General features: G+C 71.2%; 23 protein-coding genes and 1 tRNA gene. 15 read left to right on the top strand and 9 right to left on the bottom strand.

All coding sequences use genetic code 11. The annotated features are described in order from the left end of the window. Positions 1-91: 91 nt before the first annotated feature. Positions 92-583: a YajQ family cyclic di-GMP-binding protein gene (locus E4623_RS05025; RefSeq protein ID WP_134765353.1), complete on the bottom strand. Its 492-nt coding sequence runs from the start codon at positions 581-583 to the stop codon at positions 92-94. A 130-nt stretch (positions 584-713) separates the two neighbouring features. Between E4623_RS05025 and E4623_RS05020 the strand changes: the two genes are divergently transcribed. The 12 genes from E4623_RS05020 (at position 714) to E4623_RS04965 (ending at position 8,955) form a co-directional block, all read left to right on the top strand. Continuing rightward, positions 714-795: transfer RNA gene (locus tag E4623_RS05020), tRNA-Tyr, on the top strand. A 164-nt stretch (positions 796-959) separates the two neighbouring features. Continuing rightward, on the top strand, positions 960-1,712 hold the full coding sequence (locus E4623_RS05015; protein WP_134765352.1) for a hypothetical protein: 753 nt from the start codon (positions 960-962) through the stop codon (positions 1,710-1,712). A gap of 105 nt (positions 1,713-1,817) precedes the next feature. Continuing rightward, positions 1,818-2,852 carry an LLM class flavin-dependent oxidoreductase gene (locus E4623_RS05010; protein ID WP_134765351.1) on the top strand — a complete coding sequence of 345 codons (1,035 nt, stop codon included), beginning with the start codon at positions 1,818-1,820 and terminating at the stop codon, positions 2,850-2,852. Positions 2,853-3,105: 253 nt separating this feature from the next. Continuing rightward, positions 3,106-3,327 carry a translation initiation factor IF-1 gene (gene infA / locus E4623_RS05005; RefSeq protein WP_134765350.1) on the top strand — a complete coding sequence of 74 codons (222 nt, stop codon included), beginning with the start codon at positions 3,106-3,108 and terminating at the stop codon, positions 3,325-3,327. 30 nt (positions 3,328-3,357) lie between these two features. After that, positions 3,358-3,471, top strand: coding sequence for a 50S ribosomal protein L36 (gene rpmJ, locus E4623_RS05000; RefSeq protein WP_091025735.1), 114 nt, complete (start codon positions 3,358-3,360; stop codon positions 3,469-3,471). A 173-nt stretch (positions 3,472-3,644) separates the two neighbouring features. Beyond that, positions 3,645-4,022 (top strand): 30S ribosomal protein S13, encoded by a 378-nt coding sequence (gene rpsM, locus E4623_RS04995; RefSeq protein ID WP_134765349.1) that lies wholly within the window; start codon positions 3,645-3,647, stop codon positions 4,020-4,022. A 74-nt stretch (positions 4,023-4,096) separates the two neighbouring features. Next, the gene (gene rpsK, locus E4623_RS04990; protein WP_134765348.1) at positions 4,097-4,498 is read left to right on the top strand and encodes a 30S ribosomal protein S11; all 402 of its coding nucleotides are present in this window, start codon (positions 4,097-4,099) and stop codon (positions 4,496-4,498) included. Positions 4,499-4,524: 26 nt separating this feature from the next. Continuing rightward, entirely contained in the window at positions 4,525-5,133 is a 609-nt protein-coding gene (rpsD, locus tag E4623_RS04985) for a 30S ribosomal protein S4 (protein WP_134765347.1), read from the top strand. 110 nt (positions 5,134-5,243) lie between these two features. Continuing rightward, positions 5,244-6,260, top strand: coding sequence for a DNA-directed RNA polymerase subunit alpha (locus tag E4623_RS04980; protein WP_134765346.1), 1,017 nt, complete (start codon positions 5,244-5,246; stop codon positions 6,258-6,260). 137 nt (positions 6,261-6,397) lie between these two features. Next, positions 6,398-7,009: a 50S ribosomal protein L17 gene (gene rplQ / locus E4623_RS04975; protein ID WP_134765345.1), complete on the top strand. Its 612-nt coding sequence runs from the start codon at positions 6,398-6,400 to the stop codon at positions 7,007-7,009. Positions 7,010-7,120: 111 nt separating this feature from the next. Then, on the top strand, positions 7,121-7,684 hold the full coding sequence (locus E4623_RS04970) for a SigE family RNA polymerase sigma factor (RefSeq protein WP_134765344.1): 564 nt from the start codon (positions 7,121-7,123) through the stop codon (positions 7,682-7,684). Next, positions 7,681-8,955, top strand: a complete 1,275-nt coding sequence (locus E4623_RS04965) for a hypothetical protein (RefSeq protein WP_134765343.1) — start codon at positions 7,681-7,683, stop codon at positions 8,953-8,955. The genes E4623_RS04970 and E4623_RS04965 overlap by 4 nt, the downstream gene beginning before the upstream one ends. Here the strand turns inward: E4623_RS04965 and E4623_RS04960 are convergent. Continuing rightward, on the bottom strand, positions 8,937-9,917 hold the full coding sequence (locus E4623_RS04960; protein ID WP_134765342.1) for a 2-dehydropantoate 2-reductase: 981 nt from the start codon (positions 9,915-9,917) through the stop codon (positions 8,937-8,939). The two genes, E4623_RS04965 and E4623_RS04960, sit on opposite strands and share 19 nt — an antisense overlap. 40 nt (positions 9,918-9,957) lie before the next feature. Here E4623_RS04960 and E4623_RS04955 point away from each other — a divergent pair, with 40 nt between their 5' ends. Beyond that, a complete protein-coding gene (locus tag E4623_RS04955; RefSeq protein WP_134765341.1) occupies positions 9,958-10,959 on the top strand; it encodes a 4-hydroxy-3-methylbut-2-enyl diphosphate reductase in 1,002 nt (333 codons plus the stop codon). A gap of 9 nt (positions 10,960-10,968) precedes the next feature. Here the strand turns inward: E4623_RS04955 and E4623_RS04950 are convergent, their stop codons facing one another. Then, positions 10,969-11,367, bottom strand: coding sequence for a GtrA family protein (locus E4623_RS04950; RefSeq protein WP_134765457.1), 399 nt, complete (start codon positions 11,365-11,367; stop codon positions 10,969-10,971). After that, entirely contained in the window at positions 11,364-12,368 is a 1,005-nt protein-coding gene (locus tag E4623_RS04945; RefSeq protein WP_134765340.1) for a glycosyltransferase family 2 protein, read from the bottom strand. Before E4623_RS04945 ends, E4623_RS04950 begins: the two co-directional genes overlap by 4 nt. Before the next feature lie 208 nt (positions 12,369-12,576). Between E4623_RS04945 and E4623_RS04940 the strand changes: the two genes are divergently transcribed. Further along, entirely contained in the window at positions 12,577-13,197 is a 621-nt protein-coding gene (locus E4623_RS04940; protein ID WP_134765339.1) for an L-threonylcarbamoyladenylate synthase, read from the top strand. On the opposite strand, the gene E4623_RS04935 is transcribed toward E4623_RS04940, so the two are convergent. The 3 genes from E4623_RS04935 to E4623_RS04925 all read right to left on the bottom strand — a co-directional run bounded on the left by E4623_RS04935 (position 13,160) and on the right by E4623_RS04925 (position 16,505). Beyond that, entirely contained in the window at positions 13,160-13,654 is a 495-nt protein-coding gene (locus E4623_RS04935; RefSeq protein ID WP_209020489.1) for a DUF6542 domain-containing protein, read from the bottom strand. The two genes, E4623_RS04940 and E4623_RS04935, sit on opposite strands and share 38 nt — an antisense overlap. Then, positions 13,651-14,763 carry a DNA recombination protein RmuC gene (locus E4623_RS04930; RefSeq protein WP_134765338.1) on the bottom strand — a complete coding sequence of 371 codons (1,113 nt, stop codon included), beginning with the start codon at positions 14,761-14,763 and terminating at the stop codon, positions 13,651-13,653. The genes E4623_RS04935 and E4623_RS04930 overlap by 4 nt, the downstream gene beginning before the upstream one ends. A 149-nt stretch (positions 14,764-14,912) precedes the next feature. Continuing rightward, entirely contained in the window at positions 14,913-16,505 is a 1,593-nt protein-coding gene (locus E4623_RS04925; protein WP_134765337.1) for an EAL domain-containing protein, read from the bottom strand. Between the two features lie 153 nt (positions 16,506-16,658). On the opposite strand from E4623_RS04925, the gene E4623_RS04920 reads away from it, so the two are divergent. After that, positions 16,659-17,360, top strand: a complete 702-nt coding sequence (locus tag E4623_RS04920; protein ID WP_245154869.1) for a YoaK family protein — start codon at positions 16,659-16,661, stop codon at positions 17,358-17,360. Here the strand turns inward: E4623_RS04920 and E4623_RS04915 are convergent. Beyond that, entirely contained in the window at positions 17,351-18,106 is a 756-nt protein-coding gene (locus E4623_RS04915) for an aspartate/glutamate racemase family protein (RefSeq protein ID WP_209020488.1), read from the bottom strand. The genes E4623_RS04920 and E4623_RS04915 overlap by 10 nt on opposite strands. Positions 18,107-18,110: 4 nt before the next feature. Continuing rightward, positions 18,111-19,643 carry an NCS1 family nucleobase:cation symporter-1 gene (locus E4623_RS04910; protein ID WP_134765336.1) on the bottom strand — a complete coding sequence of 511 codons (1,533 nt, stop codon included), beginning with the start codon at positions 19,641-19,643 and terminating at the stop codon, positions 18,111-18,113. Positions 19,644-19,702 lie beyond the last annotated feature (59 nt).

The following is a 19,702-nucleotide window of genomic DNA, read 5'->3' as shown; positions in this document are numbered from 1 at the left end:
CCCCGGGGCGCCCCGTGGCGGCGCGGGGTGAATGTCCAGCGCGGGGGGGGGGGGGGCCCCCCCCCCCCCCCCCCCCGACTCGACCGAGCGGTCAGCGGTAGTTGGTGAACTGCACCGCGAACTCGTAGTCCTGGCCCTTGACGAGCTGCTGGACGGCCTGGAGGTCGTCGCGCTTCTTCGAGGAGACGCGGAGCTCGTCGCCCTGGATCTGGGCCTTGACGCCCTTGGGGCCCTCGTCGCGGATCAGCTTCGAGATCTTCTTGGCGTCCTCGGAGGTGATGCCCTCCTTGAGGGCGACGCCGATCTTGCTCTGCTGGCCCGACGCGCGAGGCTCGGAGGCGTCGAGGATCTTCAGGCTCTGCTGACGCTTGATGAGCTTGTCCTTGAAGACGTCGAGGACGGCGCTGGCCCGGTCGTCGGCCGAGGCGGTGATCTCGATGGCCGCCTCGCCCTGCCACTCGATGGTGGCTCCGGTGCCCTTGAAGTCGAAGCGCGTGGCGATCTCCCGGGCGGTCTGCCCGAGCGCGTTGTCGACCTCCTGACGGTCGATCTTGCTGACGATGTCGAACGACGAGTCGGCCATGGTGGTCGTGTGCTCCCAGCTGTGGGTTCGTGTGTCGGTCGTGCAGTCCGGTGCGATTCCGTCATCGGGATCGCGCTGCGCTATTCTCTTCCCTCGTCGCCGACCGGCCAAGCCGGAGGTGACATTTCCCGGCAGGTTGCCCGAGCGGCCAAAGGGAGCTGACTGTAAATCAGCCGGCACAGCCTACGCTGGTTCGAATCCAGCACCTGCCACAGCCGAGGGCCCGGACTCCACGTCCGGGCCCTTCGTTGTCTTGTTCCCGGATCCTCGAAACTTTCTTCGAAACCTTCGCGATCGGCCAATCCGCCGGCCCCGCGGCACCGGATGCCTGACCACAGGACCGGCACCGGCCGGCACGCGACGAAGGGTTCGACACATGAACAAGCTCCTGGCCGGCAAGCGCCCGAGTGGTTCGATGGTGGTCTCGGTGGCGGCACTGATGGTGGCCCTCGGTGGCACCTCCTACGCGGCCGTCTCGATCGGCACCAAGGACATCAAGGACGGGGCCGTCACCTCGCCGAAGATCCGCGACGGCGCCATCCGCATGGTCGACCTCGCACCCGGCGTGCGACGGGGCACCCAGGGGCCGGCCGGCGCCGACGGTCAGGACGGCGAGGACGGTCGCTGGCTGCTCGTGGACCGTTCCGGTGCGATCGTCGCGCAGTCCGGCGGCTTCGCGGTCCGCACGGCGTACGACCTGGTCAACAACTCGGATGCCACGGTGCCGGCCGGTGCGTTCGGCAACGTCTACATCGACGCCAACGAGGACCTCTCCGACAACGCGATCACCGTGTCGGTCGCCCTGCAGAACAAGTACGACCAGAACGGCGACACGACGGTCAACGGCCGAGCGCCGCTCGCGGACGCCAACCCCGAGTTCTCCGGCGAGATCACCGCCACGGTGTGCGGCATCGCCGACATCGTGGCCTGCGCCCCCAACGGAGCCGACAACCGGAAGACCTTCGTCGTCAGCCCCCGGCTGAGCGACGGCACGCTGACGAGCTCCGGCGCGGACGTCGCGGGCAGCACGGGCCCGAACACCCACAAGCGGTTCTACGTGACCGTCACCGGCGACTCCTCGGACTACGTCGAGCCCACCCCGGCGATCCCCGCGGTCGCGCTTCCCTGATCCGGGCGGGGTGCCGAGCCACGGGTGGCCCAGGAGTAGACGCCGGCCCGGCACCCGCTCGCCTCACCAGGAATGCGTAGGTCGGTCCCGGGGTTGGTCACGGTGATGACCACCCTGTCTGTGCTCGACCTCGTCCCCGTCCGCTCCGACCAGACCTCCGCGGACGCCGTGCGCGCCGGACTGGCGCTGGCCCGCGCGGCCGACGGTCTCGGCTACGAGCGGTTCTGGGTCGCCGAGCACCACAACATGCCGGCCGTGGCCGCGACCAACCCGCCGGTGCTGATCGCGATGATCGCCGCCGCCACCACCCGGATCCGGGTCGGGAGCGGCGGCGTCATGCTGCCCAACCACGCGCCGCTGGTGGTCGCCGAGCAGTTCGCGCTGCTCGAGGCGGCCTACCCGGGCCGGATCGACCTCGGCATCGGGCGTGCGCCCGGCACCGACCCGGTCACCAGCTGGGCGCTGCGCCACGGCGCCGGGGGCGTGAGTGACGACGCGGTCACCCAGTTCCCGCAATACGTCGACGACATCGTCGCCATGATGGACGCCGAGGGCGTCGGTCTCAGCCTGCGCGGCCGTACCCACCTGCTGCGTGCCACGCCCCGCGCGGTCGGCGTCCCGACCCTCTGGTTGCTGGGCAGCAGCGACTACTCGGCGGCCCTCGCCGCGGAGAAGGGCCTCCCGTACGTCTTCGCGCACCACTTCTCCGGTCAGGGCACCGCCGAGGCGCTGCGGCTGTACCGCAGCCGCTTCCAGCCCTCGCCCGAGCTGGCCGAGCCGCGGACCTTCCTCACCGTCAACGCCTCCGTCGCCGCCACCGCCGAGGAGGCGCTGCGCCTGGCGCAGCCCCAGCTCCACATGATGCTCGCGCTGCGCACCGGTCAGCCGCTCGAGGCGCAGGTGCTGGTCGAGGAGGCCGAGAAGCGCGAGCTGCGGGTCGACGAGCAGCAGCTGGTCGACTCGATGGCCGAGCGCTGGGTCATCGGCGACGCCGCCACCGGGCGCGCCCGGATCGAGGAGCTCGCCACGACCTACGGCGTCGACGAGGTCATGGTGAACGCCGTGGGCGGCGCCTACCTCGGCACCGACCCGGTCGCCTCGCCGGCCCGCGAGGAGACCCTGCGCCTCCTGGTGGGGTGAGAGCCCTAGCAGATTCGTGTTTCGGGACCGCCAGAGCCTAAACTGGTGTGTCGGCCCAACATGGGTCTGTTTCGTGACGCCTCGCGGCTGCTCGAGCCAGTGGTGACCACTCCAGCCAGAACCTTGGCAGAGCTGATCAGCGCTGCGCCCGGGAGTGGCGTCCCGAGACGGCTGCATGAGGTCCACGGCTCCGCCGGAGTCGAGGTTCCCGGGTCGAACGGTAGACACCACGAAGCGATCGGATAGTGAGGACATGCCGAAGAAAGAAGGCGTGATCGAAATGGAGGGCTCCATCACGGAGGCCCTCCCCAACGCGATGTTCCGGGTCGAGCTCAGCAACGGCCACAAGGTCCTCGCACACATCAGCGGCAAGATGCGTCAGCACTACATCCGGATCCTCCCCGAGGACCGCGTCGTGGTGGAGCTCTCGCCGTACGACCTCACGCGAGGTCGCATCGTCTACCGCTACAAGTAGCCAACAGCCGAGATCAGAAGGTCCTGACACATGAAGGTCAACCCCAGCGTCAAGAAGATCTGTGACAAGTGCAAGACGATCCGTCGTCACGGCGTCGTCATGGTCATCTGCGAGAACCCGCGTCACAAGCAGCGTCAGGGCTGATCCAGCCCCCGCTCCTGCGGTGCACCACAACTGAACACACCAACCAACGCGATCGCTAGGCCTCTCCCGGGAGGCTGAAGCACCTCCGGAGCAGAAGGCCGGAGCCGGATCCCTCGAGGGACGTCCCGGACGCATCGCGTACGAAACCTCTGCAGGAATCGAAAGGCCATCACATGGCACGCCTCGTCGGCGTCGACCTCCCGCGCGACAAGCGCGTCGAGATCGCGCTCACCTACATCTACGGCATCGGCCGTACCCGTTCCCAGAAGCTCCTCGAGCTCACCGGTGTCGACCCCAACATGCGGGTGCACCAGCTGGGCGACGACGAGCTGGTCAAGCTCCGTGACGAGATCGAGACCCAGGAGTTCAAGATCGAGGGCGACCTCCGTCGTGAAGTCCAGGCCGACATCCGTCGCAAGATCGAGATCGGCAGCTACCAGGGACGCCGCCACCGCCAGGGCCTCCCGGTCCGCGGTCAGCGCACCAAGACCAACGCGCGTACCCGCAAGGGTCCCAAGCGCACGGTTGCCGGCAAGAAGAAGGCCAAGTGACCGCTCGCTGCCTGCTCACGCAGACGGCGCGCACCCAGCCTTCGACCACAGACCAGCTCACAAGGAGATAACCGATGCCTCCCAAGGCTCGCGCGGCAGCCAAGAAGGTGCGCCGCAAGGAGAAGAAGAACGTCGCTCAGGGCGAAGCCCACATCAAGAGCACGTTCAACAACACGATCGTGACGATCACCGACCCCACCGGGGCCGTGATCTCGTGGGCCTCCGCCGGCACCGTCGGCTTCAAGGGTTCGCGCAAGTCCACCCCGTACGCCGCGCAGATGGCCGCCGAGGCCGCCGGACGTCGGGCGATGGAGCACGGCATGAAGAAGATCGACGTCTTCGTCAAGGGCCCCGGCTCCGGGCGCGAGACCGCGATCCGTTCGCTGGGTGCGATCGGCCTCGAGGTCGGCACCATCCAGGACGTCACCCCCGCCCCGCACAACGGATGCCGCCCGCCCAAGCGCCGGCGCGTCTGACCCGAGACAGAACAGGAGACTGACCCATGGCCCGTTACACCGGACCCATGACCCGGAAGTCGCGCCGTCTCGGTGTCGACCTCGTCGGTGGAGACGCTGCTTTCGAGAAGCGTCCCTACCCTCCCGGCCAGCACGGCCGTGCGCGCATCAAGGAGAGCGAGTACCGCACTCAGCTGCAGGAGAAGCAGAAGGCCCGCTTCACCTACGGCGTGATGGAGCGCCAGTTCCACAACTACTACGTCGAGGCCTCGCGTCGCACCGGCAAGACCGGTGAGAACATCCTCCAGCTCCTGGAGTGCCGCCTCGACAACGTCGTCTACCGCGCCGGCTTCGCGCGCTCGCGTCGTCACGCCCGGCAGCTGGTCGTCCACGGCCACTTCCTGGTCAACGGCCGCAAGGTCGACATCCCGTCGTTCCAGGTGACCCAGTACGACATCATCGACGTGCGCGAGAAGTCGCTCGAGATGACGCCGTTCATCATCGCCCGCGAGACCCAGGGCGAGCGGATCGTCCCGGCCTGGCTGCAGGTCGTCCCCGGCCGCATGCGGGCCCTGGTGCACTCGGTGCCGGTGCGCGCGCAGATCGACATGCCGATCCAGGAGCAGCTGATCGTGGAGTACTACTCCAAGAAGTGATCCTCATGTGGTCGGGGGACGTCCGTCCCCCGACCACCGCTCCATCTTCCTTTTCACCTCTGCAGTTCGGGTCCGTCAAATAGCGGGTGGGCCCGGAAAGGAAAACACCAGTGCTCATCGCACAGCGCCCCACCCTCTCGGAAGAGACCGTCGGCGACTTCCGTAGCCGCTTCGTCATCGAGCCCCTCGAGCCCGGCTTCGGCTACACGCTCGGCAACTCGCTGCGTCGCACCCTGCTCTCGTCGATCCCCGGTGCCTCCGTCACCAGCATCAAGGTCGACACCGTGCTCCACGAGTTCTCGACGATCGAGGGCGTCAAGGAGGACGTCACCGAGATCATCCTGAACCTGAAGGGTCTGGTCGTCTCCTCCGAGCACGACGAGCCCGTCACGATGTACCTGCGCAAGTCCGGTGCCGGCGACGTCACCGGCGCCGACATCGCGCCGCCGGCCGGCGTCGAGGTCCACAACCCCGACCTGAAGATCGCCACCCTGTCCGACAAGGGCAAGCTGGAGATGGAGCTCGTCGTCGAGCGCGGCCGCGGCTACGTGTCCGCCGTCCAGAACAAGGGCAACGACAACGAGATCGGCCGGATGCCGGTCGACTCGATCTACAGCCCGGTCCTCAAGGTGACCTACAAGGTCGAGGCCACCCGTGTCGAGCAGCGCACCGACTTCGACAAGCTCGTCATCGACGTCGAGACCAAGCCGTCCATCCTGCCCCGCGACGCCATCGCGTCGGCCGGCAAGACGCTGGTCGAGCTCTTCGGCCTGGCCCGTGAGCTCAACGTCGAGGCCGAGGGCATCGACATCGGCCCGTCGCCCGTCGACGAGCAGCTCGCCGCCGACCTCGCCCTCCCGGTCGAGGACCTGCAGCTGACGGTCCGGTCCTACAACTGCCTCAAGCGCGAGGGCATCCACACCGTGGGTGAGCTCATCAGCCGCTCGGAGCAGGACCTGCTCGACATCCGCAACTTCGGCGCGAAGTCGATCGACGAGGTCAAGGCCAAGCTGGTCGAGATGGGCCTGTCCCTCAAGGACAGCGCGCCCGGCTTCGACCCGCACGCCGCCCTGGCCGCGTACGGCGACGACGACGACGACGCGTTCGTCGAGGACGAGCAGTACTGAGCCCGATGGCGCAAGCGTGTCGGCGGCCTTGAGCGGTCGCCGACCCGCTGGCGTCGAGGTTCCTCCGCAGCAACGTCCCACCCCTCACCACCTCTAACCCGGGTACCTGACACGGCCCGGGAGAATCGAGAAGCACCATGCCCGCACCGAAGAAGGGTGCCCGCCTCGGCGGTAGCCCGGCCCACCAGCGCCTGATCCTGGCGAACCTGTCGACGCAGCTCTTCGAGCACGGCCGGATCACCACGACCGAGGCGAAGGCGCGCACGCTGCGTCCGCACGCCGAGAAGCTGATCACGAAGGCGGTCAAGGCCCACAACGGCCAGAACCCGCTGCACCAGCGTCGGGAGGTCCTCAAGACCATCCGCGACAAGGGCGTCGTGCACCTGCTGTTCACCGAGATCGCGCCGACCTTCGCCGAGCGTCCCGGTGGCTACACCCGGATCACCAAGATCGGCCCCCGCAAGGGCGACAACGCCCCCATGGCCGTGATCGAGCTCGTCACCGAGGCCTACCAGCCGAAGGCGAAGACCTCGAGGGCCAAGGCCGAGCCGGCCGCCGCCCCGGTGCTCGACAAGACCGAGGAGACCCCGGCCGAGGAGACCGCCGAGGACACCCAGGTCGAGTCGACCGAGTCCGAGTCCACCGAGTCCGAGGTCACCGAGCTGAAGGCCACGAAGGACGAGGCCGTGGAGGGCTCCGACGTCGAGGGCGCCGACGTCGAGGCGCCCGCCGCGGACGAGAAGGCCTGATCCGCAGCAGACCCCGCACGAGGGCCCCGTCACCGATGGTGACGGGGCCCTCGTCGTTTTCGGCCGCGGCGGCAGGCAACCATCCGGGCGGGCAGGATGGTCCCTCCTGACATGACCACCGACCAGACGCTCTCGGAGGCGTCCCGGAGCGAGAGGCAGCAGATGGCGCCCGACCGGGTCGACTTCGACCAGTTCGTCGCCGCCCGCTCGACGGCGCTGCTGCGCACCGCCTACCTCCTGACCCGCGACCACGCCCTCGCCGAGGACCTGCTCCAGACCGCGCTCGCGAAGGCGTGGTTCTCCTGGAGCCGGGTCACCGGCCACCCCGAGCCCTACGTCCGCAAGATCCTCCTCAACACCTACAACTCGTGGTGGCGGCGCAAGTGGAACGGCGAGCACGCCACCGGCGAGCTCCCGGAGTCGGGCGTCCCCGACGGCACCGACGCCGTCGACGCGGGCAACGACCTGTGGGACGCGATGGGCAGGCTGCCGCGCCGGCAGCGCGCCGTCGTCGTCCTGCGCTACTTCGAGGACCTCACCGAGGCCCAGACCGCCGACCTCCTGGGGTGCAGCGTCGGCACGGTCAAGAGCCAGACCAGCAAGGCCCTCGCGAAGCTGCGGATCGACCCCGCGCTCGCCGAGGACACCCACGAGACGACGGAGGAGCGGGCATGAACGGCATCGACGACCTGCGCAGGACGCTGGAGACGCACGCGGACGACGTCCTCGACGTGGCCGCGATCGACCGGGGGACCGGCATTCAGCGCCGGATCCGGACGACCCGACGTCGTCGTACCGCGGTCGCCGGAGCCACCGCTGCCGTGGTCGCCGGGACCGCCCTCGCCGCGTTCCTCCCCGGGGACACCGGCCCCGACGCCGCCGGCCCCACCGTCTTCGGCATCGACATCCCCGCCGAGATCGACTCGCTGGGCTTCACCTACGACTACGCCGACCACGTCCGCGGCGAGGAGCGGGCCGCGCTCGAGCTCGAGGCGTCCGACGAGCCGCGCCTGGTGTCGTGGGGCACCTCGACCGACGACGACCGCGTGACGATCGTGGTCGGTGCCGGCGGCGAGAAGCGGGTCGTCGACGGCGCCGACTTCACCGACTGGACCTACGTCGCGCCGGGTGACGCGCTGCGGGTCACGGCGCGGGTCGGCACCGGAGACGTCGCACTGGCCGCCTTCACCCTGGGCGACGGACGCCCCGAGGGCGTGACCGCGGGCGGCGTGACGTTCCGCGACACGCGCGCCGGGGCGCCGCTCCTCGGAGCCGCCATCGGCGAGCCGGGTCAGGCGGAGGTCGTCGTCGAGCCGAGCGGCCGGGCGGCGGAGGTCTTCTACACCTACTACTGCACCGGCGGTCCTGCGAACGCGTGGCTGCACGTCGCCCTCGACACCGGTGAGCTGTTGTCCGGGGGCTGCAACGACGCCTCCGTCCCGCTCGACCCGGCAGCCCAGGGTGGGGCGAGCCAGGTCGCCGGCCCGCGCCAGGACCTCACCACGCGGTTCTACGTCACCGAGGGCGAGGACGGCCCGCTCGTCGAGGACGACGACCTCCGGATCGGCCTCGGCCTCTACGCCGAGCCGGAGCCTCGTGACCTGGGCGCCGGCATCGAGCTGCCCGAGCGCGTCGAGCACGACGGCCACGCCTTCGAGCTGGTCGAGACCGCGTCGCCCGACCTCGGACCCGGCGGGGCCGTCGTGGCGGTGCCCGACCTCGGCGGGCGGACCCTGGCCCTCATCGCCTACACGCGCGCCGACGAGTCGCGGATCACCTACGAGGTCGACGGCGACGACAGCAGCAGCGTGTCCTACGTCGGTGCCGGGACCTTCACCGCCGACCTGCCGGCCGGCGCGAAGGAGATCGCCCTCGTGCGGCTCGGCGGCGCCCCCGTCCCCGACGACGCCGCTGCCGGGTTCGGCTTCTACGTCCGGGCCGACTGAGCGCCCAGCGCGTCGAGGAGCCCCGCCGCAGGAACGGTCTGCGGCGGGGCTCCTCGTCGTACGACGTCGTGCAGGGTGCGGCGGACCAGCTCGTTGGCCGGCGTCGGGACGTCGTGCAGGCGGCCGAGCAGGACGACCTCGCCGTTGAGGTGGTCGACCTCGACGTCGCCGGTGCCGCGACGCACGCTCTGCCAGGTCGAGGACCCGACCCCGTCGCGACCGACGAGCGGGCGGAGCAGCTGGCCGCGTCGCTCGGAGTCGGTCGCCTCGCTCACGACGTCGACGCCGGCCGCGGCCAGGACGGCGTCCGCCTCGGCGTGCAGGAGACCGACCAGCGCGTCGGCGTCGTCACCGGGCGGGCAGGCCGCGTTGACGGCGTTGCCGAGGTTCGTGACGAGCTTGCGGTGCTTCCACGCCATGATGTCGGGGCGCGGGACGCTCTCGAACCCGGCGGCGGCCAGGTCGGCGGCGACCGCCGTCGTGCCGTCGTCGAAGCCGGTGGGGTAGCGGCCGATGTCGAGCAGCCCGGGGCGGCCGGCGGAGTGCAGCCGCACCCGACCGGGCTCGAGATGGCTCGACGGCATCATCACCGTCACCGCCTGGACGCGCTCGACGTGGCGCAGCAGGGTGCGCTCGTTGGAGACGCCGTTCTGCAGGGAGACCACCGCGGTGGCGGGGTGCAGGTGGGGGACGAGGTCGGCGAGCGCGGCAGCGGTCTGCTGCGACTTCACCGCGAGCAGCACGACGGTGTCGGCGGTGATCGTCGCCTCGGCCGGGGTGCCGACGACGGGGACGGCGAGCACCCGCTCGGGCTCGTGCCCCACCTGCAGCCGGAGGCCATCGTCACGGAGCGCGGCGAGGTGGTCGCCCCGCGCCACGAGGGTGACGTCGATCCCGGCGGCGTGGAGCAGCCCGCCCACGCCACCGCCGATGGCTCCGGCCCCGACCACGAGATAGCTCACGGATGTCTGTCTACCAGGAGCCCGCTCGTAGACTGCCTGCATGACCACCGACGTCGGGATGCCGTCCGTCCTCAGCCCGGACGAGGCCGAGCGCGCCGTGCTGCTGGCCGCGCCACGCGGCTACTGCGCCGGCGTCGACCGCGCCGTCGTGACCGTCGAGAAGGCCCTCGACCTGTACGGGTCGCCGGTCTACGTGCGCAAGCAGATCGTGCACAACAAGCACGTGGTCGCCGACCTCGAGGCCCGCGGCGCGGTGTTCGTCGAGGAGCTGCAGGAGGTGCCGGCCGGCGCGACCGTCGTCTTCTCCGCCCACGGCGTCTCGCCCGAGGTGCACCGCCAGGCCGAGGAGCGCGACCTCAAGACGATCGACGCGACCTGCCCGCTGGTGACGAAGGTCCACCACGAGGCCAAGCGCTTCGCCGCCGACGACTACGACATCCTGCTCATCGGCCACGAGGGGCACGAGGAGGTCGAGGGCACCGCCGGCGAGGCGCCCGACCACATCCAGCTCGTGCAGAGCCCGGCCGACGTGCCCGGCATCGTCGTGCGCGACCCCGCTCGCGTCGCCTGGCTCTCGCAGACCACGCTGTCGGTCGACGAGACGCTGGAGACCGTCGCCGCGATCCGCGAGCGGTTCCCGCTGCTGCTCGACCCGCCCAGCGACGACATCTGCTACGCCACCCAGAACCGCCAGCTCGCGGTCAAGGACATCTCCCCGGACGCCGACCTCGTCATCGTCGTCGGCTCGGCGAACTCCTCGAACTCCGTGCGCCTGGTCGAGGTCGCCCTCGAGGCCGGGGCGCGGGCGTCGTACCGCATCGACGACGTCTCCGAGCTCGACGAGGCCTGGCTGGACGGCGTCCGCACGGTCTCGGTCACCTCGGGCGCCTCGGTGCCCGAGGCCCTGGTCGACGGCGTCCTCGCCCTCCTCTCCGAGCGTGGCTACCCCGACGCCCGCGCCGTGCACTCCGCCGAGGAGTCGCTCATCTTCTCCCTCCCCAAGGAGCTGCGCCGCGACCTGAAGGCCGCCGGGCGGTCCTGACCGGACCGCTCACGACTCCGTGGCGGCCCTCGTCGTCGGCCACACGACGTAGCGGTAGGCCACGAAGTTCGCGACGAACGAGACGCCGATCGAGAGCACCTTCACCACGAGCAGCGGTTCGACGACGTCGGCGAGCACGTGGATGACGACGGGTTGGAAGAGCCACATCACCGTGCCGGTGGAGGCGAGGAACAGCAGCGCGTGGCGCAGGGTGAGACGGCCGGCGGAGAAGGTGAACAGCCCGTTGACCACGAAGCTGAACGTCATCCCGGCGCTCGTCGAGACGAAGTTGGCCAGCACGATGCCGAGCCGGTCGTGCAGCAGCAGGAACAGCCCGAGGTCGAGCGCGGTGTTGACGACGCCGACGCCGGCGAACCGGACGAGGGTCGGCGAGAGGGCGGGCTTCAGGAGGCACCGGGCCGGGAGCCGCGGGCGGTCAGGGCCAGGGAGTACAGCGGGCGGTCCTGGGCCTCGGTGTAGACGCGGCCCAGGTAGGTGCCGATGACGCCCATCATGATCAGCTGCAGCCCGCTGAGCAGGAACATGCCGACACCGAGGAACGCCCAGCCGGGCACCGACTCCTCCGGCACGAGGATCCGGACCCCGGCCACGTAGATGGCCAGCAGCACCGAGAACGCCGAGATCGCGAACCCGAGCCGGGAGATCCAGCGCAGCGGCGCCGTCGAGAAGCCGACCAGGCCGCTCGCGGCGAACCGGATCATCTTGCGCAGCGGGTAGCCGGTCTCGCCGGCGTAGCGCGGGTCGCGGTCGAAGAGCAGCGCCTCCTGCCGGAATCCCACGTGCGCCACGATGCCGCGCAGGAAGCGGTCCTGCTCGCGGTAGCGCGAGACCTCGGCGACGACCTTGCGGTCCATCAGCCGGAAGTCGCCGACGTTGCGCGGGATCTCGATGTCGGCCATCCGGTCGAGCACCCAGTAGAAGCCGTACGCCGTCGCCCGCTTGAACGGCGAGTCCTGGCGGCTGCGGCGCTGCGCGAAGACCACGTCGACGCCGCCCTCCCACAGCCCGAGCATCTCGATGCTGACCGCCGGCGGGTCCTGCAGGTCGGTGTCCATGATGATCACCGCGTCGGCGTCCGCGCAGGCGTCGATGCCGGCGGTCACCGCCACCTGGTGGCCGAAGTTCCGCGAGAGGCTCAGGACGGCGACCCGGTCGTCGGCGGCGCGCAGCTCGAGCAGCCGGTCGAGGGAGTCGTCGCGGCTGCCGTCGTCGACGTAGACGAACTCGAAGTCGAGGTCGGCGCGCGCGGTCGTCGCCTCGACGAGCGCGGCGTGGAAGACCGCGACGTTCTCGGACTCGTTGAACACCGGCAGGACGTAGGCGACGCGACGGCGACCGGCGTCGGCACCCGGGGCGGCGGGCTGCTCGTCGGGCTCGGGCAGGGGCATCGTGGTCGGTCCTTCGTCGGAGCTGGCTCGGATCCTCTGTCTACCGGGCCGAACGCCACGAACACTGTGCCTGAACCAGGTGCCCGCCATGAAATCCGCCTCCCGCCACGCCGACCCGTCAGTGATCGGCGACGGGTCGGCGACGGGTCCGCGCCGACCCGGCACCTCGAGGTGGGGGATCGGCGTGGCGGAGGTGGAGAATGGGGCCATGGCCCGCTTCGTCGACATCCACCCGGACAACCCGCAGCCGCGGCTGGTGCAGCAGGTGGTGGACGCGCTGCTCGACGACCAGCTGATCGCCTACCCGACCGACTCGGGGTACGCGCTCGGGTCGCGGATCGGCAACCGCGCCGGGCGCGACCGGATCCTCCGGATCCGGGGCCTCGACGACCGGCACCACTTCACGCTCGTGTGCAAGGACTTCTCGCAGCTCGGTCAGCTGGTGCACGTCGACAACGCGGCGTTCCGGGCGATCCGGTCGGCGACACCGGGTCCGTACACGTTCATCCTGCCCGCGATGCCCGAGGTGCCCAAGCGGCTGCTGCACCCGAAGAAGAAGACCGTGGGGGTGCGGATCCCCGACCACCGCTTCGTGCAGCAGCTGCTGGAGGCGTTGGGGGAGCCGCTGCTGAGCAGCTCCCTGATCCTGCCGGGTGAGACCGAGCCGCGCACCATGGGCTGGGAGATCAAGGAGGACCTCGACCACGAGGTCGACGTCGTCGTGGAGGCCGGTGAGACCCCGGCGGAGTCGACGACCGTGGTCGACTGGTCGAGCGGTGAGCCCGAGGTGATCAGGCGGGGAGCCGGGGACCCGGACCGCTTCGCCTGAGCGGGACCTCGGCGACCTCACGGGCGTCGGGGGCGTCGGCACCGAGCTCGCCACGGGCTGCGGCGACCCGCTGCCGGACGACGAGGACGACGAGCGCCAGCCCGTAGCCGAGGGCCAGTGCCACGGCGTGGTGCGACAACCCGGAGATGACGGCCTGGACGACGCCGTCGTCGGCGCGGGCGATCGCCTCGGAGCGCGACATCGCGAGCAGCAGGAACGTCGACAGCATCAGCAACGGCGGCAGCACGCCGACGGTGAAGAAGTCCGGCAGCCGGACCGCGAGGGCGAGCCCGACGCACAGGGCGACGAAGCCGATGTCGAAGAGCAGTCCGACCTCGGCGGTGAGCAACAGGTCGACGGCGGCCGCGGTGAGGGCGAGCGCGACCCCGAGCGCGGCCATCTCGCGGCCGGGCTCGTGACCTTCCTCCCACACCGTGCGGGACCCGGGCAGGTTCACAGCTCCAAACTACGGCGCGGCGGGTCGTCCTCGGTGTCGGCGCGCCGGGCGGGGCGCACCGCTCTGAGCGGGACGGCGCGGGGCGTGGGCAGCTCATCGGAGGTCACGCCGAGGTCCTCGAAGCGGCGCGCCTGCACCAGGACGCGCGCGTCGAGGGAGCCGACGGCGCTGTTGTAGTGCTCGACGGCGCCGTTGAGGGAGCGCCCCACCCGGTCGAGGTGTGCGCCGAACGTGCCCAGCCGACCGTGCAGCTCGCGCCCGAGCCGGTGGATCTCCCCGGCCTGCGTGGTGAGTGCCTCGTGGGTCCAGCCGTGCGCGACCGTGCGCAGCAGGGCGATCAGCGTGGTCGGCGTGGCGAGCACGACGCCGCGCCCGGCGGCGTGCTCGAGGAGCGAGCCGTCCTCCTCCAGCGCCGCGGACAGGAACGACTCCGCCGGCACGAAGAGCACGACGAACTCCGGGGACTCCGGCAACGATCGCCAGTAGCCCTTCGAGCCGAGCTGGTCGACGTGGGTGCGCAGCTGGCGCGCGTGCCGGGCCAGGTGGTGCGCGCGGACGTCGTCGTCGTCGGACCCGGTGGCGTCGAGGAAGGCATCGAGCGGGACCTTGGAGTCGACGACGACCGACCGGCCACCGGCCAGGTGCACCACGAGGTCGGGACGCCGGGCGCCGTCGTCGAGGCGCACCTGCTCGGAGAAGTCGCACCGGTCGACCATGCCGGCGAGCTCGACGGCGCGACGCAGGTGCAGCTCGCCCCACTGCCCCCGCACCTGCGGCTTGCGCAGCGCCGTGGACAGCGTCTGGGTCTCGCGGCGCAGCGAGTCGGTGGAGGAGCGCATGTCGTTGACCTGCTGGTGCAGCTGGCTCTGCCACGAGATCCGGTTGTGCTCGAGGTCGCGCATCTGGTCGTGCAGCCGCTCGAGACTCTCGCGGACGACGGCCTGCTGGTCGAGCGCCGCGTCGAGCCGGCGCTCCGCAGCGGCGTCGACCGGCGCCGCGGCAGGGTCCGGTCGCGGGCGCAGGAGGCCGGCGGCGTACCCCAGCGCGCCACCAGCCACCAGACCGAGCAGCAGGCCGAGGGCGAGGGTGACGGCGGTCCCGGTGTCCATGGCGCCAGTGTTGCCGCGACCACCGACAGGTCGGCCCCCACGCGTGCAATTGCCGACGCTGGCTCAGTTCTCGCGGTGAGAAGTGAGCCAGCGTCGGCAATTGCGTGGATCGGGCAGCCCCGCAGGCCGACCGGCCGCGGACCGGCCGGCTACTCGGGGCTCCTCCCGACCGGCATCCGCAGCCCCAGCGAGGAGACCGAGGCCAGCGCGGCCTCGGCGGGCGCGGGCGGGGCGAAGTAGGTGCCCTGGGCCAGGGTGATGCCGAGCGCCTGGGCGGCGGCGGCCTCGGCGGCGGTCTCGATCCCCTCGGCGACGGCGACCTGGTCGAGCTCGCCGATCATCCGCCCGACGTTGCCGAGCACCGTGCGTCCGCCGCTCCCCCCGGTGTCGGCGATGAGTGCGCGGTCGATCTTGACCCACTCCCACTCCCAGCTGGTGAGCAGCCCGAGGGCGGAGTACCCGGCGCCGAAGTCGTCGACGGCGAGACCGATGCCGCCGGCGGCCAGCTCGGCCGCCATCGCGCGCTGCGACGGCGTCCAGCGGGTGACGTGCCGCTCGGAGATCTCCAGCACGAGGTGGACGTCGAGGCCGGCCATCCGACCGGGCAGCGAGCGGAGCAGGCGGCTGTCCTCGTGGAGCTGCTCGAACTCGATGTTGACGCCGAGCGTCAGCGGCCGTCCGGCCCGCGCGGCGATCGAGCGCATCGTCTCGATCCCGTGGTCGAGGACGACGGCGGTCAGCTCGTCGAGCATGCGGAGCTGGGCGGCGGCGCCGATCAGCATCATCGGCGAGACCGGCCCGAACTCGAGCTGGCGGGCGCGCACCAGCGCCTCGTAGCCGACGATCTCCTCGGCGACCAGGTCGACGACGGGCTGGTAGGCGACCTCGACCCGCCCCTGGTCGATCATGTCGCGGAGCACGGTGCGGTCGTCGTACCACCGGGGCGGGAGCGTCGCCGGGGTGCGCGCCCGCTTGCGCTGGCGCATCTGCCGCTCGGCGCGGCGCAGCAGCGCGTCGGGGTCGTCGGTGCCCGACAGCGACAGCGCCTCGCCGATGCTCACCTCGACCTGCAGGACGGCGTCGCCGACGAGGATCGGCCCGCGCAACGTCTCGTGGAGGTCGGCGACCAGGCGCTCGAGGTCGGCGGCGTCCTGGAGGTGCCGGACGACGGCGGCGAACTCGTCGCCCCCCATCCGTGCGGCGAAGGACCCGGGCGGCAGGACCTCGCTGCGCAGCCGGGCACCGACCTCCTGCAGCACCACGTCGGCGTCGAGGTGCCCGAGGGTCTCGTTGAGCCCCTTCATGCCGTCGATGTCGAGGAACAGCACGGCCAGCGTCTCGTCGGTGCGCGAGCTCATCGTCTGGTCGAGCAGCTCGCGGAAGTGGCCCTGCTGCCACAGCCCGGTGAGCTCGTCGGTCAGCGCCTGCCGGCGCAGCCGGGCGTCGCGGCGGGCGGCGTTCCGCGACGCGGTCGCCATCGTGACCAGCGCGTGGAGCAGCCGACGGTCGAGCTCGGAGAACGGGACGCCGTCGGGCGGCCGTCGGGCGACGAGGAAGTGCTGCTCGCCGAGGTCCAGGCTGATGTCGGGGGGCGGCGTGGCGAAGCCCTGGACCCGGACGTCGCCCGGCACCGCCCGTCGCGACCAGCCGAGGAGCCACTCCTCGATCCGCTCCTCCGGCCACGGCATCTCGGTGGCCGCCTCCGCGAGGACGTCGATGAGGACGCGATCGTCCCCGCTCATGCCCGCACCATGGGGAGGAGCGTAGAGATGCCCGGGCGTCTCCGGGGGAGATCGCGGGATTGCTGCCCGACGGGCGAGACGACCCGGGGCACTCCGCGTCTCGCGCCGGCGCAGCCGTCGGCGCGCGGCGCCGGCGGCTGGAAGGATCACCGGGTGAGGAACCACCTGGCCGCACTGCCGTCCGACCGCGTGCACCTGTGGCTGATGCTGCTGCTGACCTTCGGCACGGGTGTCGTCGACGCCGTGGGCTACCTCGGCCTCGACCGGGTGTTCACCGGGAACATGACCGGCAACGTCGTCATCCTCGGCATGGCGCTGGTCGGGGCCGACGACCTCCCGGTGCTCGGTCCGCTGCTCGCGCTGGGTGGGTTCATGGCCGGCGCGGCCCTCGGTGGCCGGGTGCTGAGGCGCGCCGCCGGCGCGTGGACCGGCCTGACGACGGCGCTGTTCGCGACGGTGGCCGTGCTGGTCCTCGCCCTCGCGGTGGTCCTGTTCGCGGTGGGTGACCACCCCGGCCGCTGGGTCGAGATCACGGTGACCACGGTGCTCGGCGCCGCGATGGGCGTGCAGGCCGCGACCGCCCGCTTCATCGCCGTCAAGGACGTCACCACCGTCGTCGTCACCTCGACCATCACCGGCCTGGCCGCCGACTCCACGCTCGGCTCCGGCAAGGGTGGTGGCTCCGGACGCCGCCTGCTCGCCGTCGTGCTCATCCTCGCCGGCGCCGCCGCGGGCGCCGCCCTCCTGCGGTGGCACCTGGGTGCCGGCCTGGTGCTGTCGGGCGTGGTCGTCGCGGTGGCGACCGTCGTGGGCGCGGTGCACGCGCGGGTCGCGACGGGGCCGGCTCAGGCGTAGGCGGTGCTGCGGCGCTTGACCGGTGGTGGGGCGAGCTCGCCGCGCTTGCTGGTCCGCAGCCCCGCCCGCACCAGTCCCTCGACGACGGTCACGGCCGCGGCGACGCCGTCGACGACGGGGACGCCGAGCTCGTCGGCGAGCCAGGAGCACAGGTCGGCCATCCCCGCGCAGCCGAGCACCAGGACGTCGGAGCCGTCGTCGACCAGCGCCGAGTGGCAGGCGGCCAGGATCGTGGCGCGCGCCGCGGGGTCCCTCTCGAGCTCGACGACGGGGATCTCGCAGGCGTGGATGCCGGCGCACAGGGAGGCGACGCCGTAGGCGTGGGCGATGTCCTGCGCGTGCCCGATCGTGCGCGCGAGCGTGGTGACCACGCTGAACGAGCGCCCGAGGTAGCCGGCGCTGCGCATCGCGGCCTCGGCGATGCCGACCACGGGCCCCCGGGCCAGCTCGCGCGCGGCGAGCAGGCCGGGGTCGCCGAAGCAGGCGATCACGTAGCCGTCGTACCCCTCGACCTCACCGGCCGCGATCTCGGCCAGGAGGCCGGGCGTCGCGAGGGCCTCGTCGTAGTGGCTCTCGATCGACTCCGGGCCCGTCACCGGGTTGACCGCGTCGACCGTGACGCCCGGGCCGGCGACGGCCCGGGCGCACTGCTCGACCAGCGTGGTCATCGACGCCGTGGTGTTCGGGTTGACCACCTTGATCCGGATCGGCCGGCCGGGACGGCCCGGTGTCGACGGGGTCCGCATCGGTTCAGCGGGCCCCGGCCTCGGCCTCGACGGACTCCGGTGCGACCAGCCCCTGGGCCCGGGCGAGCAGGAAGTAGAGCCCGAGACCGAGGCCGCAGCCGAGGAACCAGCTGTAGTCCGGGAGCCAGGTGACGACGCCCGCGAGCTTGGGGACCACGACCGAGAGCACGGAGACGACGCCGGCAGCGAGGACGGCCTTGACCGCGGCCGGGTTGTAGCCCTTGGTGTAGTAGTAGGCGCCGTCCTCGTCGAGGGTGTAGAGGTCGTCGACAACGATGACCTGCTTGCGCACCAGGTAGTAGTCGGCGATCAGGATCCCGAACAGCGGCCCGATGAGGGCGCCCAGGATGCCGAGGGTCCAGAAGATGGCGTCCGGGTCGGAGTACCAGTTCCACGGGGTCAGCAGCACCGATCCGACGGCGGCGATCATGCCGCCCATCCGCCACGAGATCCTCTGCGGCGAGACGTTCGAGAAGTCGAACGCCGGGCTGATGAAGTTCGCGACGATGTTGATCCCGATGGTGGCGATCACGAAGGTCAGGCCGCCGAGCAGCACCGCGGTGTAGGTGTCGATCGCCTCGACGGTGTGCACCGGGTCGGTGATCAGCTGGCCGAAGACCGGCACCGTGGCGCTCGCGGTGAGCACGACGAGCAGCGAGAAGACGATGAAGTTGACCGGGAGGCCCCAGAAGTTGCCCTTCTTGACCGCGTCGAACGACCTGCCGTAGCGGGCGAAGTCACCGAAGTTGAGCATCGGGCCGGAGAAGTAGGAGACGACGAGCGCGATCGCGCCGAGCATCGCGGTGACCTGCTCGGTGCCGCTGAGGCGCTGGTCGGAGAGCCGGAACGAGATGTCCCAGTCGGCGCGCACCAGCATGTAGCCGCACAGCACGATCATGGCGACGTAGACGGCGGGTCCGCAGAAGTCGATGAACCTGCGGATCGCCTCCATCCCACGCCAGAACACCAGCGCCTGCGCGACCCAGAGGATCGTGAAGGAGACGTAGCCGAGCAGGCTGAGGCCGAGGAAGCTGTAGTCGCCGGTCGCGTAGTCGGTCAGCCCGGGGAACAGCTTGAGGATCACGATGGTGAGCGAGCCGGCAGCCAGGAACGTCTGCACGCCGTACCAGGCGACGGCGATGAGGCCGCGGATGATGGCCGGGATGTTGGCGCCGAGCACGCCGAACGACGCCCGGCTGACCACGGGGTAGGGGACCGCGGCGACCTGGCTGGGCTTGGCCACCAGGTTGCAGAAGAACTGCACGATGACGATGCCGACGATGAGGGCGACGAAGACCTGCCAGCTCGTCAGGCCGAGCGCGAACAGCGTCCCGGCGGTGACGTAGCCGCCGACGCTGTGCACGTCGGACATCCAGAACGCGAAGATGTTGTAGGTGCTCCACGACTGGTCCTCGAGCGGGTCGAGGTCCTCGTTCGACAGCCGCGGGTCGTAGTCCGGCTTCGTGACGCCGCGTCCCGGCGGGTAGCCGGCGGCCTCGACGACGTCCGGCTCGTGGCCGGGCTCGATGGTGGTCATGGGTTCTCCCTGGGTCGGGTGCGGCGTTCCTCCGAGCCGCGCCGCGGTAGCCAGGACGC

Source organism: Nocardioides sp. 1609 (assembly GCF_004522105.1).
In the GTDB taxonomy this organism is placed as follows: domain Bacteria; phylum Actinomycetota; class Actinomycetes; order Propionibacteriales; family Nocardioidaceae; genus Nocardioides.
The sequence above is the reverse complement of the archived record's forward strand: the minus strand, read 5'-3'. Positions and strand labels throughout refer to the sequence as shown.

Coding starts and splice junctions, on each gene's coding strand:
- E4623_RS05015 (WP_134765352.1), top strand. CDS start 960: ATGAACAAGCTCCTGGCCGGCAAGCGCCCGAGTGGTTCGATGGTGGTC.
- E4623_RS04915 (WP_209020488.1), bottom strand. CDS start 18,106: ATGCGGACCCCGTCGACACCGGGCCGTCCCGGCCGGCCGATCCGGATC.
- E4623_RS04970 (WP_134765344.1), top strand. CDS start 7,121: ATGACCACCGACCAGACGCTCTCGGAGGCGTCCCGGAGCGAGAGGCAG.
- E4623_RS04945 (WP_134765340.1), bottom strand. CDS start 12,368: ATGCCCCTGCCCGAGCCCGACGAGCAGCCCGCCGCCCCGGGTGCCGAC.
- E4623_RS04925 (WP_134765337.1), bottom strand. CDS start 16,505: ATGAGCGGGGACGATCGCGTCCTCATCGACGTCCTCGCGGAGGCGGCC.
- rplQ (WP_134765345.1), top strand. CDS start 6,398: ATGCCCGCACCGAAGAAGGGTGCCCGCCTCGGCGGTAGCCCGGCCCAC.
- E4623_RS04940 (WP_134765339.1), top strand. CDS start 12,577: ATGGCCCGCTTCGTCGACATCCACCCGGACAACCCGCAGCCGCGGCTG.
- E4623_RS04910 (WP_134765336.1), bottom strand. CDS start 19,643: ATGACCACCATCGAGCCCGGCCACGAGCCGGACGTCGTCGAGGCCGCC.
- infA (WP_134765350.1), top strand. CDS start 3,106: ATGCCGAAGAAAGAAGGCGTGATCGAAATGGAGGGCTCCATCACGGAG.
- E4623_RS04930 (WP_134765338.1), bottom strand. CDS start 14,763: ATGGACACCGGGACCGCCGTCACCCTCGCCCTCGGCCTGCTGCTCGGT.
- rpsD (WP_134765347.1), top strand. CDS start 4,525: ATGGCCCGTTACACCGGACCCATGACCCGGAAGTCGCGCCGTCTCGGT.
- E4623_RS05025 (WP_134765353.1), bottom strand. CDS start 583: ATGGCCGACTCGTCGTTCGACATCGTCAGCAAGATCGACCGTCAGGAG.
- E4623_RS04955 (WP_134765341.1), top strand. CDS start 9,958: ATGACCACCGACGTCGGGATGCCGTCCGTCCTCAGCCCGGACGAGGCC.
- rpsM (WP_134765349.1), top strand. CDS start 3,645: ATGGCACGCCTCGTCGGCGTCGACCTCCCGCGCGACAAGCGCGTCGAG.
- E4623_RS05010 (WP_134765351.1), top strand. CDS start 1,818: ATGACCACCCTGTCTGTGCTCGACCTCGTCCCCGTCCGCTCCGACCAG.
- rpmJ (WP_091025735.1), top strand. CDS start 3,358: ATGAAGGTCAACCCCAGCGTCAAGAAGATCTGTGACAAGTGCAAGACG.
- rpsK (WP_134765348.1), top strand. CDS start 4,097: ATGCCTCCCAAGGCTCGCGCGGCAGCCAAGAAGGTGCGCCGCAAGGAG.
- E4623_RS04965 (WP_134765343.1), top strand. CDS start 7,681: ATGAACGGCATCGACGACCTGCGCAGGACGCTGGAGACGCACGCGGAC.